The sequence below is a fragment of the Litorivivens lipolytica genome (assembly GCF_014191715.1).
Lineage (GTDB): Bacteria > Pseudomonadota > Gammaproteobacteria > Pseudomonadales > Spongiibacteraceae > Litorivivens > Litorivivens lipolytica.
The window spans coordinates 1,306,617-1,320,677 of the sequence record NZ_JACHWY010000001.1 but is presented as its reverse complement, the minus strand read 5'-3'; the positions used below and the strand labels follow the sequence as shown (position 1 = coordinate 1,320,677).

General features: G+C 55.2%; 7 protein-coding genes and 1 riboswitch. Of the genes, 5 read left to right on the top strand and 2 right to left on the bottom strand.

The genetic code is table 11. The features are described 5' to 3' along the window. Positions 1-132: 132 nt before the first annotated feature. Together bcsG and bcsE are read right to left on the bottom strand one after the other, a co-directional pair. A complete protein-coding gene (gene bcsG, locus FHR99_RS06085; protein WP_183409623.1) occupies positions 133-1,755 on the bottom strand; it encodes a cellulose biosynthesis protein BcsG in 1,623 nt (540 codons plus the stop codon). A 258-nt stretch (positions 1,756-2,013) separates the two neighbouring features. Further along, positions 2,014-3,618 (bottom strand): cellulose biosynthesis protein BcsE, encoded by a 1,605-nt coding sequence (bcsE, locus tag FHR99_RS06080; RefSeq protein ID WP_183409622.1) that lies wholly within the window; start codon positions 3,616-3,618, stop codon positions 2,014-2,016. A 251-nt stretch (positions 3,619-3,869) separates the two neighbouring features. On the opposite strand from bcsE, the gene bcsR reads away from it, so the two are divergent. The 5 genes from bcsR (at position 3,870) to FHR99_RS16570 (ending at position 13,654) form a co-directional block, all read left to right on the top strand. Further along, positions 3,870-4,043: a BcsR/BcsP family cellulose biosynthesis protein gene (gene bcsR / locus FHR99_RS06075; RefSeq protein WP_183409621.1), complete on the top strand. Its 174-nt coding sequence runs from the start codon at positions 3,870-3,872 to the stop codon at positions 4,041-4,043. After that, on the top strand, positions 4,043-4,810 hold the full coding sequence (bcsQ, locus tag FHR99_RS06070) for a cellulose biosynthesis protein BcsQ (RefSeq protein WP_183409620.1): 768 nt from the start codon (positions 4,043-4,045) through the stop codon (positions 4,808-4,810). The genes bcsR and bcsQ overlap by 1 nt, the downstream gene beginning before the upstream one ends. Then, a complete protein-coding gene (gene bcsA, locus FHR99_RS06065) occupies positions 4,807-7,488 on the top strand; it encodes a UDP-forming cellulose synthase catalytic subunit (RefSeq protein ID WP_183409619.1) in 2,682 nt (893 codons plus the stop codon). Before bcsQ ends, bcsA begins: the two co-directional genes overlap by 4 nt. 11 nt (positions 7,489-7,499) lie before the next feature. Next, the gene (bcsB, locus tag FHR99_RS06060; protein WP_183409618.1) at positions 7,500-9,731 is read left to right on the top strand and encodes a cellulose biosynthesis cyclic di-GMP-binding regulatory protein BcsB; all 2,232 of its coding nucleotides are present in this window, start codon (positions 7,500-7,502) and stop codon (positions 9,729-9,731) included. 185 nt (positions 9,732-9,916) lie between these two features. Then, positions 9,917-13,654 carry a cellulose synthase subunit BcsC-related outer membrane protein gene (locus tag FHR99_RS16570; RefSeq protein WP_183409617.1) on the top strand — a complete coding sequence of 1,246 codons (3,738 nt, stop codon included), beginning with the start codon at positions 9,917-9,919 and terminating at the stop codon, positions 13,652-13,654. 52 nt (positions 13,655-13,706) lie between these two features. After that, a riboswitch (cobalamin riboswitch) is annotated at positions 13,707-13,959 on the top strand. Positions 13,960-14,061: the final 102 nt, after the last annotated feature.

Here is a 14,061-nt window from a genome sequence, read left to right as displayed (position 1 = left end):
TAGCCAATAGCGCCAAGCCGGCGCCTGAATCACTCTGCGCGCCGGTACTCTGGCGCAGTGCCTGTTGTCGTGTTGTTTAACCGTATTGCGTCCTGTGTCCGGAAGATCGGGGGTTCAGGACAGGAAGCGTCGTTACTCAGTGGGGTATTCGTTCCAGGTGCGGTCATCCAGTGAGATGAAGTGGTTATCCCCCAGCTTGATGACGGTGCTACCTTCGTTTTGAGAAACCTCTGCGGTTTCTGGCAGGCCCCGAGCTACTTCAGAAGCCATGTAGCGGCGCTTGCCGTAAATATCCTGTTCAACCACGTTATCCAGTAATTGTGCGAGCGCTTGGTAGCTGGTGGGCTGTTCGACATGGGCGACCTTGTCGCGGCGCTCCATTCCCTGACCAAAAAATTTCACGGCGACGGGGATGTGTGTGATGGTTGGGGAGGGGATTTCGCGCATCCCCGGTATTTGCATTTTGTCGCCACTCAAGCCGGCCCCGTGTTCCGGTACCAGCACGACAACGATGTCACGTTCGGAGCGCTCGAGTATGTCGAAAAACTCGTTCAACTCGGCAAACAGCGTTTTTGCGCGCAGCGAAAAACTTTCTTCACCAAAGCTGGGCTTTTCACCGATGACCTGATTACCCCCGTGCAACGACACCGTGTTGTACAGCGCGGCGACGGGCTTGCCGGGTTGCGCGTTGAGCAGGCGGGACTGCCACCAACGGCTCAGCATTTGCAGGTCGCTGTAGACGGGCGAGCCTTCAAAGGCTTTCTGAGCGGCGGTCATACCGCCTTGTGGGAACAGGGGCGATTCCATGCCGCCATAGAGACGCATTTTTTCGAGCAGGCTATCGAACTCGCCGTTGTGGTTCATGACCAGTTCTTCGCTATACCCCAGTTTCGCGAGGTTCTCGAACAGGTCGCATTGAGCGGGTGTGTCTTCGTACAGCGCCGCGTGAGACGGCTGACCACAGCTGGCGCGCGTCAGGCGGAGCAGGGCGGGGCCACTGTATGAGGTCGCTGCATTGAACTGATTAAAGATCACGTCGAAGCGGCTGAAAAAGGGGTGATCCGCCAGCTTGGTCACAGCCAGATCTTCCCAGGAAAGGGAGCAGACGCTCAGCAACAGAATGTCAAAGTCTTTCCGGGCCTGAAGCGCGGGAGAAAAATCGACCATGCGATCTTGCTCGGTCCGGAAAAAGTCGCTGAGGTAGCGATTAATGCCTTCGTTGCTGGTCAGGCTGTCATCGCTGGTACTGGTTAGCGTCGGCGCCGCAGTATTGCCACCTACCGGGCGAGCCGATTGTTCTTTGGGGAGAGAGGTAAATGCGAGGATCACCAGGGCCACAACTACCACGACGCTGACGCGGAAAAAACGCGATAGCAGATAGTAAACGGCGATCAGAACAATCAGCGACAGCACGGCGCTGGCGGGCACGAAGCGCATCAGTAGTTCGATCAGGTAGCTGGTTTCAAATTCCAGTAGCTGGTTCATCTGTGCCGTCAGGCGACTGAGTGGCGGCAGAAAGGAATCGTAGTGGAATAGCCACAGCGCAACCGGAATCGCAACGATATTGCGGAGTATATTGAGCGCCCGCTGTTTCAGGGGGATCAGCAAAAAGGCCGCAAAGCTCAAATTTTCCAGTGCGTGAAAGCCGATTTTGCCCTGATAAAAAAGAGCGAACTTCAATTTGAAATAGATATTCCACCAGCCGAGGCCTGCTAACGCGGGACCTGACTCGTTGTTATTCTCAGGGGTACTCATTCGGTGCTGGAATCCTGTCGGTTAGATGTAGGTGCGTGGAAGCGCTTCAGGCGTTTAGGGGTGGCATAGAGATCGTGGACAGCCCTGCAAATTGCGTGAAAAACTTCGCGCGCGAAGTAGCCGATCAACATGCCAATCGCCAGCGAGACGCTGACGGTAATTATAAAGCTTTCAGGATTCATGTTGCCTGTAAGTGCCCCCTCACTACCTCCGTTGTCGGAGGATTTGTTCTAATTCCACTTGTCGTGCTGATTTGCGTTACGACTTGACCAGCTTAAGGCTCTGTCGTGTGGCGAGTCGCAGACCATCTTCTCGATAAACTGACGAAGCCGCGTTGACGACCTTCTGGCTCTGTTCTTGTTGCATCAGTGCATTGCCACTATCGCTATCCAGATCGCAGGTCATGTGCACGATCTTGCCCAACGCATCGTCAACCATGGACGGCGAATTAAACAGCTGTCGACTGTCGAAGATATCATCAACCGGAAGTACAAAACATTTTTTCAATGCGACGCCCACATCGGCCGGGCGACAGGCCCGGAACAGAATAAACAGGCGACCATCTCCCATCGTAATCAAGTCGCCTTCACGGCGTATTCGGCAGAGGCTAAGACAGTCTTCTGCACTGATGTTGCTGTAGGGCGTTAATGCTACCAGCGTACTTTCGGTATCGTGCTGGCGCGAAATGGCAAAAATGTGGCGGGCGTGACCGACAAAGGTTTCCGGCTCGAAAAATCCCGACAGGCCGCTGATCGTCCAGGAGTCGAGCAGATCGTCAAGACTGGGTGGCAGCGAGCGACCAAACCACTGGCCGCGCAGCGAATCCACAAACATCATGAACGAGGCATAGTCGACGGAGTGAGGCAGGATCAGGTTGGCGCCGGCCTTGAGTAACAGTTGTTCATCGGTGTAGCGCAGGCAGCGGGTTGTCTCGCGAACGATCAACTTGAGATTGCGACCGTATTTGCGACGCAACGTATAACAGAAGGAGGCTAGGTCCCGAGCTTGAAAGGCTGCAGTGCAAGCAAACACGACAGTGGCGGACTCGACGTCGGGCAGGCGGTCTACCAGCTCCCGGTTGGAGTCGGCAATCAGGGTGAACTGGTTTTTGTCAGTTTCACCGAACTCCTGATCGATGGCATCAGCTGCAATGTAGATGGCGTCATGATCGGCGCTTTCACCCTCATGATCAGGCGTTATCGACGACGATGTGCTGGCGCGTTGTTCTGTTAATTCGAACTGGGTTTCCCCGGTCTGGGTAAGTTCGTAGACGGCATCGGCGAGTACATCGCTTTGCGTGTGCCAGTAGTAGACCTGAAGGTTCCAGCAGGCAGAGCCCAGGGTTTGCAGCGAGGCCAGCCCGGCAATGCAGGTGTTGAGTCGCATCAGTACCGGTTTGACGGACGAGTACTCGCCTGACACCAGAAACAGTACAGAAAGGGAACGCTCGCGGGCGTATTCACGCCAGCGCTCGAACTCGACCTTCATTCGCTCGTCTTTACCGGATTTAAAGGCGGCTTCCTCTAGCACGACAACCAGCAGCGATTTTTTCTCAATATGGGCGCGCCGGACATCGCGCAGTAGTTCGTAAAAGTTATGGTCTGAGCCGCCTACATCGGAGCGGGCAAACCAGGCTGAGGTGGCGCGGCTAAAAACGTTAGTCAGGGCCGGGTGTTGAGCTTGTGAGGTGGCCCCGAAATAGGTGTCTCGAGATACCTGAGTGACCACGGCGATGCGTTTACAGACCTGATCCAAGTCTATTAATGCAGTTGCGGTATCCGTGAGCGCGGGTGTAAAACAGAAGTATAGCTCCCCGGCGTGGAGCGAGCGCAGAGAAACGGGAAGCGTGTTCGATTCTGCCATATAGCCGGGACTCCTCGAGGCGAACTAAAATAGTTATGAATATCAAATGTAGTATATACGTGAATTAACTCAAACAGGATCAATGGCCAACAACAGCTTGAATATACTGATAAATAATTCCGCTTGGAAGAAGTAAAAGTTGCAAGAGTTGCTGGTGTGTGACTAGATAAAGCGTTGGTACCATTGCGTTTTATCGGAGGTGGTAGTGTTCCGGCCAAAGCGCAGTTAAATAATAAGGGGAATAGGGGGTCATGTCTGAGTTAAGCGAAGACATTCGTGCTGTTTATCAGGCGTTTGGTCGCAAGGATCTGAGTTATCAAGAGATCACTGAGCGACTGGAATATCGAGCGGTTACCGATAAGTGGCCCCTGCTGCGTCTTCTGCATTCCGAAAACACTGAAAAGGCAGAGGAGTCTGGGTCTTGATGCGTGTTGTGGTAGTCCGCGGTGTGCGCGGTGGCGGCGGCAGCAGTACCGTGGCCGCCAACCTCGCTTCAGCCTTGCAGAAGCTTGGCCGCAGTTGTTTGATGCTGGATCTGTGTCAGAACAACGACCTTCGTTTTCATGCCAGTGTCGATCCTCGGGAACCCGACGGCTGGGCGCGACGTTTGGTCGCCGATCAGTCCTGGGAAGGTGCGGTCTTCGGTGTAGAGGATGGTCTTCGGGTCATTCCTTTTGGGGAGCTTGATCACAATGAATACGACGGGTTTCAGGAACTTTCGCAGAGCGTGCTGACGCGCTTTGCCGAGCAGGTGTTGGCAGGGTTTTCGCCAGCGGTAGATTGGTTAGTTGTGGATGCGCCGCCGCTGGTTTCTCCTCACGGTACTGCCTTTGAATCCCTTCTTTATACCTTTTCGGAGGCAGCCTCTCTGCGTTTGTTGGCTGTGCCGCCGGAATCGCCTAGCTACATTAGTCTGAAGTTCAACCCGCGGGTCAGTGCCGCCGCTGCTGATTATCGTTTGGTGTTGAACCGGACGGCGTCGGAAGTGGAGGCTAACAGGGATATGTCTCTGGTGCTTAGGCAGGAGTTTCCTGCGCGAGTGGTACCTAGTCAGATCGGTACCGACAATGCGTTGGCGGAGGCTTTGCTGAGTCTGCGTACCGTTGATCAGTATTCCCCAGACAGCGAGGCTACCCGCGAATTTCATGCACTCGCGATCTGGTGTCAGGCCAGTTTGGTGGGGGCGGCATGAGCAGTGCCGATCGCCTAACGGTACGCCGCTCTGAATTGAGCGTGCTGCGCTGGTTGTTCAAACCCGAAACCAAGCGCATGTTTGAAGAGCGCTACGCGGCTTATCGCAGTCCGCGCGGCTACTCAAGAATTGGGCGAGTACTGGTAGGTACCTGGCTGTACTTCTCTTATTGTTTCCTCAAGCCGGAGATTCTTGGTGTACCAAGCTGGCGTTTGATGAAGGTGATGTTCCCTCATGTTGACCTCAGTCGGCCGCGCTTGGGCGACTTGTTGCGGATGCCGGTGCAGTTTCTCTGGCTGCTGCTGTTCAAGCAGGTCACGACCACCGGGCCATCCCGCCGACGGATTCGCCGAATTCGACAATTTTACCGTCTTGCCGACCTTCGTTCGCGTAAGTTGCTGTTCCGAATGGTCGCGTTGACACGCCTAACAATGCGCAAATTTCGGCGGTTGGTAGGTGGTTCGGATCACAGAGCGGATTTATACGATCAACCGCACACTGATGAAGCAAAATCTTTTAAGGCCAAGGGCTTGGTGGGCTTGCCTCTGGTTCTTGTGTTAGTTGTCGTTACCTTTCTGGCCTTCATTTGTGTAACGGTCCCCTTTAGCCTGACGGCTCAGGCGAGTTTTGTTATTGCTCTCGTCGTAACCGCATTGATTGTGCGACAGGTGCCGGGCCGTTACCCAGCGCTGTTGCTGATGGTGCTGTCGTTGATCGTCAGCTTTCGTTATATCTGGTGGCGGGTCTCCTCAACACTCAACTTCGATGACACTCTGGGTCTTATCCTCGGCATCATTTTGATGCTGGCCGAAGCTTATGCCTGGTTGGTGTTATTGCTGGGTTATTTCCAGACCATGTGGCCTCTGCGTCGAGCGCCGGAGAAACTGCCAGAGGATACCGCTGAATGGCCGACCATCGACCTGATGATCCCGACCTACAACGAGGATCTGGACGTGGTTCGCGCCACCGTTTACGCCTGCTTGGGCTTGGATTGGCCGCGTGAGAAGCTGCGGATTCATATTCTCGATGATGGCAAGCGCGACAGCTTTAGAGACTTTGCTGCGGGAGTCGGTGTTAACTACATTCGTCGTCCAACTAACGAGCATGCCAAGGCGGGCAACGTTAACCATGCCTTGAAGTTAACCGATGCCGAGTATGTGGCCATTTTTGACTGCGACCACATTCCTACCCGGGCCTTCTTTCAGGTCGCGATGGGTTGGTTTCTCAAAGATCCCAAGCTGGCCCTGGTGCAGACCCCCCACCATTTTTACTCGCCGGATGCGTTTGAACGTAATCTGGGTAACTTCCGCAAGATTCCGAACGAAGGGTCGCTGTTTTACGGGATTACTCAAGACGGGAATGATCTTTGGAACGCGTCTTTTTTCTGTGGCTCCTGTGCCGTCATGCGCCGGGATGCGCTGGAAGAAGTCGGGGGTATCGCGGTAGAAACCGTTACCGAAGATGCGCACACCTCATTGCGTCTTCATCGCAAGGGCTATAATTCGGCCTACCTGCGGGCGCCCGTGTCGGCAGGTCTCGCTACAGAGACCTTGTCAGCCCATGTCGGGCAGCGTATCCGTTGGGCCCGGGGTATGGCCCAGATTATGCGATTGGATAATCCGCTCTCAGGCCCGGGCCTGAATTGGCGCCAGCGCTTGTGTTATTTCAACGCCATGCTGCACTTTCTTGCAGGGATTCCCCGGCTGATCTTCCTGGTGGCGCCGTTGGCCTTCCTGCTGCTGCATACTTATATTATTTATGCACCGGCGGCGCTTCTGCTGTTGTATGTCATACCCCACATGGTACTTGCCTCGGTGGTGAACTCCACCACACAGGGTAAATACCGTTACTCGTTCTGGGGTGAGGTCTATGAAATCGTGCTCGCCTGGTATGTGGCGAGACCGACGACGGTCGCCCTGTTCGCGCCGCACAAGGGTAAGTTCAATGTGACTGCCAAGGGCGGCAAGGTTGAAAACTTCTATTACGACTGGGTGATATCCAAACCTTATGTGTTCCTGGTCTTGCTGAATGTTGCCGGGATTATCTGGGGGGTATTCCGCATAGGCTATGGTCCTCAGGAAGAAATTGCGGCGGTGCTCGTGAATATGGCCTGGGTGTTGTACAACCTGATTCTTTTGTGTGCCGCGGTAGCGGTAGCCGGTGAAATGAGGCAGGTTCGTTCCGCACCGCGGGTGGATGTTCGCATGCCTACCAGTATCAAACTGCCCAACGGCCGTAGCTATCAAGCAACCTTGCGCGATTTCTCCATGGGCGGGCTGCGGGTTGATATGGATGATGCGACGGTGGTGGGTAATTACTCTCACGTAGAGATTGTATTGCAGCGTGCGAACCGGACGTTCTCGTTCCCGACGCGAATCGTGTTCTCCAATAACCAGATGCTTGGCCTCCGGCTTGAGCCGATGACGCGTCAGCAAAAGATTGATTACGTTCAGTGTACTTTTGCCCGGGCGGATCATTGGGTGCGCTGGCAGCGCGACTATCAGGTCGATCGTCCCGGAGTCAGCTTTGGTCAGGTCTTTATGGCGGCCATGCGTGGCTTAAAAATATCGCTTGAGCACGGCCCGCGACCACTGCCGTGGATTGTGCACGGCGTCAGCTTTATTTTGAATTCATTAAAATCATTCGCACCTGTAAGGGTAGAGGCAAAAGCCTTGTGAGGAGAAAGACCTTGTTTAAAAGAATCATGAAGTTTGGGGTGCCACTCACCTTGCTCAGCGCTGTGGCGCTGGCCCAGCAACCAAAAGAAGAGCCGGATCCTCGCAGTTTGGTCCAGGACAGTCGCACGGTGGCAGAGATGGGCTTTGCGAACGGTTTTGAAATCCGTGGCAGCGAAGGCTCGCGGACGGTGGGCTTTGGTTCTCGGCTGGATGAAGTCGTTGAATCCGCCTACATCGATATGGATTTCACCGCCTCGCCTGCGCTGGCGCCCTTGTATTCACACCTCAAGGTTTATCTGAATGATGAGCTTCAGAAGGTCGTGCATTTCGAGGATGTGCAAAAAGGCGACCCACTGAGTTCGCGTGTCTACCTGAATCCAAAATTCTTTGGTGAGTTTAACCAGGTCCGTATACAGCTGATTGGCCACCTGGATAAAGAATGCTGGAATCCGAATGACCCGAGCATCTGGATGGCGATGAGTAAGGGCAGCCGTCTGCACCTGAATAAGCGGAAACTCAAGTTGTCGAATGACTTGAGTATGCTGCCGGCCCCGTTCTTTGATGACCGGGATTTCCGAAAGCTCTCACTGCCTATCGTATTTGGTCCGAATTTCCATCTCGGTACGGTTGAAGTTGCCGCGATGGCAACGTCCTTTTTTGGTGCCCAGGCAGATTGGCGTGAAGCCCGATTCCCGGTCTTTGTGAACCGTGTGCCGGAACAGCACGCTATTGTGTTTGTGACCAATCGCAACCGCCCGGATTTCCTGCGCGATTTCCCGCAAGTCAGCAAGCCGACGCTACAGATGGTCTCTCATCCGGATAACCCTTACGTCAAGCTGTTGCTGATTCAGGGGCGCGATGAGGCCGATTTGAAAACTGCCGTTCGCGGTCTGGCACTGGGTACCGACCTGTTCAGTGGTTCAGTCGCTACTGTGAATGAGATTACTGATATTAAGCCGCGCGAACCCTACGATGCACCTAACTGGGTGCGCACTGATCGTAAGATTCAGCTCGGTGAGCTCGTTGATGACCCCGCGCAATTGCAGGTGTCTGGACGTTTGCCGGCACCGGTCAAGGTCAACTTTGCGATACCGCCGGATCTGTTTACCTGGCAGAGTCGGGGCATTCCGTTAGAGCTGAGTTATCGCTATACACCGCCGGTCAGCGACGATACCGATTCGAATATGAGCTTCAGCGTAAACGGCGGGTTTGTAGAAGGTTTCCAATTGACCACCGAGGGTGTAAATGGAGCTGAAAAACGCGTTCGCATTCCTCTGCTGGAAGAAGCACTAAAAGAAGATGGTGACACCGTTCGAGTACCGTCTTTCCGCGTAGGCAACAACAATGAAATGAGCTTTGAGTTTGCCTTCTCGGGCGTGTCGGATCGCCCCTGTCTGACGACAGCGGCAAACAACTACAGTGCTGTAATTAACCCGAACTCCACCCTGGATTTTACTGGCTTCCCGCATTACTTGGAGATGCCGAACCTGCACGCTTTTGCGACCTCTGCCTATCCCTTCATCCGGATGGCGGATTTGTCGGATACCGTGTTTGTTCTGCCGGAAAACCCCAGCAAGGAAGAAGTCGAAACACTGTTGTTCCTGAGTGGTTACTTCGGTGGCCGTTCGGGCTTTCCCGGTTTAAACCTGAGTGTGGTGAGCAGTTGGGATGAAGCGGTACTTGCCGACAAGGATATTCTGGCCATCGGTACCGACCCTTCATTGTCTGGCCGTGCCAGCGATGCAGAAAACCTCAACCTGGCCGTCGATGCGAGCGAGCGTTTCTTGAGGCTGCCGCTGCGCAATACCCGTCACGAGTACCGCCGCTGGCGCAATGATACTGATAACGAAGAGCGTCAGAACGTGAACATCTCGGCCAACGGCGGTTTTGCGGCCATCGTCGGTCGTGAGTCTCCCATCACCAGCGACCGCAGCATGGTTGCGATACTTGCTGCGCACGATACGGATTTTCGTATGGTGCAACGCGCTCTGGCGGATGGCGGCAAACACAACTTCATGTTCGGTTCTGTTGTGACTCTCCGCGGAGACAAGGTGGCGAGCTACCATGTGGGTGACACCTACTACGTAGGCTCACTGCCGCTGATCAACCTGCTTTGGTATCACTTGGCTGAGCATCCGGTTTTGCTGGCTTTCGCCTCGGTGCTGATCGTTATTCTGCTCGCGACACTGCTGTGGCGGATCGTGACCCTGATCGCTCGCCGCCGGGTGCAGGGAAGCAAGTGATCTCCGAGCCGCCGCGGGTAGCGGCGGTTCTCAGTCTATTTGAGCGCTGACTGTGGCCGGGCTCGGTCACCTCGGCGTTCAGCTTTTGGGCTGAGATCTAGTGTGGGGAAGAGTGTATTCGACGTTGTCGACGCGATATTGCGTAGCCTAGAGGCTGACGCGCGCCGACAAGTATGGGAGGAAATGTGCGCATAACCGGTCGTACAGTGATTCAGGCCTTGCCACTGCTGGTGCTGGGCGCAATTGTCTGGTGGGTATACCAGCGCTACTGGGCGCCTGAAGATACAGGCCCTGAGCGTGAGACCAAAGTGGATATAGAGCCTTCGGAAGAGCCTGCTGGCCCTGCCTTGGCTGCCCCCGACGAAAAGGATATGCGCGAACTGGTGCGCAGGTTGCACCTTGCCGAGGTAATGAACCGCCCTGATCTTCTCAGCGAGGCCTTAAACAAGCTTAAGGCCATTGCACCGGGTCACCAGCGCGTGTTTTTCTTCGAGGCTTATCAGGCGGTTTATGCCGGCAATGATCAGCGCGCCCGCGAAATTCTCGAAAACTATTCCAGCACTTATCCCAATTCAACCGGTGCGCGTTTGCTGTCGCACTTTATCGATTCGGAAACCACACGTAAGCATGAATTGCAACAGGCGCGTCTGCTGGCGACTGCGGGCCGTTATGGCAAGGCTCTGGAAGTCTATGACTCACTGTTTCCTGAGGGACGGCCGACGCTGACATTGGAGCTCGAGTACCTCAATACGCAGGCCGCGATTGAAGGGCGTTGGCTGGATACCTATCAGTCGCTTAAGAACCTCGATGCTCAATACCCGGATTTTCCGGCCATCGAACTGGCGCTGGCCGAGCACCTCATGCGGAACAACCCCGGCAATGAGTGGGCGTTAAATACCTATAAGCGCTTGGCCTACGGTTACGGTATAGGCCGTCGCGCGGCCGATAGCTGGATTCGCGAATTGAATAGCCGTCCGATCAGTACTGACGTTGTCGCTGAATTCGAAGAACTGGCGAATCGCTACCCGGATGATATCGATATTCAGGAGCGCTACAAAAATGCGCGACTGGCACTCAAGGCCGAGCAGGAAAGACTGAAAAACCCCCGCTACCGTGCAAAGAAGGAAGGCTTGGCGCTGCTTAATCGCAATCAAACCCAGCGTGCTAAATGGAAGCTGTTGGAAGCTCTGAAAGACTTCCCCAATGACGAAGAAGTGCTTGGCGGCCTGGGGATGGTGTATTTGCGCGAAGGTCGTCAGGCCAAGGCGCTGACTTACTTTAAACGTGCCCAGAACAACAATCTTAATCCAGATCTCACCTCGAAGTGGGATGCGTTGTACAACACTTCCTTGTATTGGGCCAATCTGGATCGCGCGGACGCGATGATTGCCGCCCGTCAGTACGACGATGCCGAACAGTTACTGATCAAAAACATCAAAATTAACCCCGGTGCACCAGAGGCATACCAGCGTCTGGCGAGTATCGAGCGCGCACGCGGGAACTATGCGGATGCTGACCGTCGCTATGTTCAAGCGCTGAGTGTCGATGCCCTGCACGAACCTTCGCTGTGGGGCCGCGTCGAAATGCGCTCCGAACAGGGTAATCGCGTTGCGGCACTGGAACTGGCGCTTAGCTACTCCAAAGCGCAACAGGGACAGATCGCTGATCGGCTCAAAGACTGGCGTCTGGAAAAGACACTGGTCAGCATGGATTACGCGGTGGCTCGGGGTGATCGTGAAGCGGCTCTGGCAGATATTCTACGAGCAATTTCACTTAACCCGACTTCGCCATGGCAGCGTTCCGATATTGCGGACGCGCTGGTTAAACTCGGTGATACGCAGCGCGCTGACAACCTGATGCGCAGCTGGGCGCGCGCGGACAAGTCCGCTGAAATGCAGTTTGCCTATGCCCTTTATCTATCCGGCCGTGACCGTGCTGACGAAGCAGTGGCGGTACTGGAATCTATTCCTGAAAGTCAGCGCAGCGATGCGATGAAGTCTAACCTGCGCCGGCTAAAGTTCGATCAGCAGCTCGCCGCGGCGGTTGCAAGCAGCGAAGATGGTCTGATCGAAACGCTGGGCCAGATGGAGGAAGACTATCGCTTCGATCCTGATAACCTGATGCGAGTGGCTAACCAATGGCTGGCCATCCAACGCCGTAATCGCGCCGAGGAGATCGTTAACGGATTGACGCCCACCGATGCCTGGCCGATTGACCGGCAGTTCGCCTATGGTGAACTGTTGCTTGCGCTAGATAAGCAAGAGGAATTCGGTGACTGGTACGCGGAAATGTATCCTCGCAAAATGTCTGCCGAACAGAAAGGCAATCTCGGTCGCCTGCACGCGCAGTTTCTTGTGCTGCGCGCCCGTGAGTCTGAGGGGCGTGGCGAGTACGAGGTGGCTTACGCGTTCTACCTGCGGGCGGCAGGCGTGGTAGGCGATCATCAGTTGGCGGCCGAGCTGGGTGTGTTGCGTACGGCTCGCCAGTTGGGGCATGAAGACGTGTATGAAAAATATCGTGAGCGTTTGCTGGTCGATCCTGATCGCCGTACCCCGGCTGAAGTGATTCTGATTGCGGATACCTTGCATCAGATGGATGATCACGCATTGGCCGAAGTGCTGCTCAGCGATGTGGAAAGTCGCGGAGACGCCAGTGCGCTCGACCTCCGCAACGCCATGGTGCTGGCGGAAGAGATTGAAGCCTGGAAAGCATCCGAAGCCCTTGCCATCAAAGCGATGGAGAAGGAAACCGGACTTCGCGCCGAAGATGATCCCAAGGCCTTGTGGGCTGCTGCAGAAAAGAATTGGTTGACCCGCAGTGCCCGAAGCACCTTCGATCGAATTCGTGCCCGCGAAGACGGGCATATCTGGTTTGGTCTGGATATCAGCGAGCGCGACGGTACGGAAGAGACTTTTCTTGTGCCGGTAGAAATTCTTTATCCCATTTCAAAATGGGACGGACACCTGTTGGGTCGTATTGACTATGTCAGTATCGATACGGGCGATGTCGATTATATTGATCGACCTTCGTTGAATCCGCTGACAACACAGCGTGTCGAGTTTCAGGAAAAAGACACCGGCATCGCGCTGGGCATTGGCTGGCGGGCAGAAGATTGGTCGGTAGATGTCGGTACCACACCCCTCGGCTTTCGCGAGCGCACCTGGGTTGGCGGTGTTGGCCTGTCGGGTGATGTTGGCGATGTGGGCTGGACCCTTGATCTGTCGCGTCGACCCGAAGTCGGCACACTCCTGTCCTACGGCGGGATGGAAGTTCCCTCCGATGCCAGCGGATTCCAGGGCACCGAATGGGGTGGCGTAGTGCGCACCGGCGGTAAACTCGGCCTGAGTTATGATCTCGGTGGCAAGGTTGGCTACTGGGGCAGTCTGCAGGCTCACCAGCTGACGGGGCAGGGGCGCGTGGAAGACAATGACCGCTTCGGCGTACTGGGCGGTGTGTACTGGCGTGCCAAAGAATCGGTTCCGCACAATATTCAGGTCGGCGTTAACCTGATGCACCTGCAGTACGATAAAAATCTGATCAACCGTGGCTTGGATAACGCAGGCTACTTCAGTCCGCAGAACTATGTGTCGGTGTCATTGCCGGTGCGTTATTTCGGTCGCAGCGGCCACGACTTTTCGTATATGGTCGGAGCATCCGTCAGCCATTCCTGGTCTAGAGAAGACGAGCCCTTTGGCTATGGTGAAGGCTCTTCATCCAGTAAGGATTTTGGCTTTACCGTAGAAGCCGCGGTAGAAAAACGCATCAGCGACCATTGGTATCTGGGTGCTGCGGCTGACATACAGCGCGCGGATTTCTACGAGCCGAACCATTTTGTTATCTACGCCCGCTACACCTTCAAGGATCGCTGGAGTCCGGTACCCACGCCGCCGGAACCTCCCATTCCCTACAGCGATTTCGACTGAGATAAGCGCCCCACGGGGCGCTTTTTTCTTGACTGTCCCCCTCAGCTCCTTATTATTGCCCCTCGTTTCAGGTGCCCGAGCTGCTATCGGCGGTAAGGGATAATCGGGAAACAGGTGCGCGCTGCGTCATGTATCGCTACGCAAAGCAAAGCCTGTGCTGCCCCCGCAACGGTAAGCAGAAACGCATTCAGCGCATATGCCTCCACGGTATTTGCAGCCACTGTATCCAATGGGTATGGGAAGGTTGAATGCGGCGTGAGATCGCGTCTGCCAGCCCGGAGACCGGCCCGGAACAGAAATGCGAACAGTGGCGGGGCGCCGGGTTCGGATGGATTGCCGGACCACGATCGCCCGGCCCACCCACTCCTCATATCCGCTGCTGTCATTCTGAATTCACCGGTTTTCGC

Bases quoted from the DNA above. Each gene is read 5' to 3' on its own strand.
- bcsG (WP_183409623.1), bottom strand. From the start codon at position 1,755: ATGAGTACCCCTGAGAATAACAACGAGTCAGGTCCCGCGTTAGCAGGC.
- bcsE (WP_183409622.1), bottom strand. From the start codon at position 3,618: ATGGCAGAATCGAACACGCTTCCCGTTTCTCTGCGCTCGCTCCACGCC.
- bcsR (WP_183409621.1), top strand. From the start codon at position 3,870: ATGTCTGAGTTAAGCGAAGACATTCGTGCTGTTTATCAGGCGTTTGGT.
- bcsQ (WP_183409620.1), top strand. From the start codon at position 4,043: ATGCGTGTTGTGGTAGTCCGCGGTGTGCGCGGTGGCGGCGGCAGCAGT.
- bcsA (WP_183409619.1), top strand. From the start codon at position 4,807: ATGAGCAGTGCCGATCGCCTAACGGTACGCCGCTCTGAATTGAGCGTG.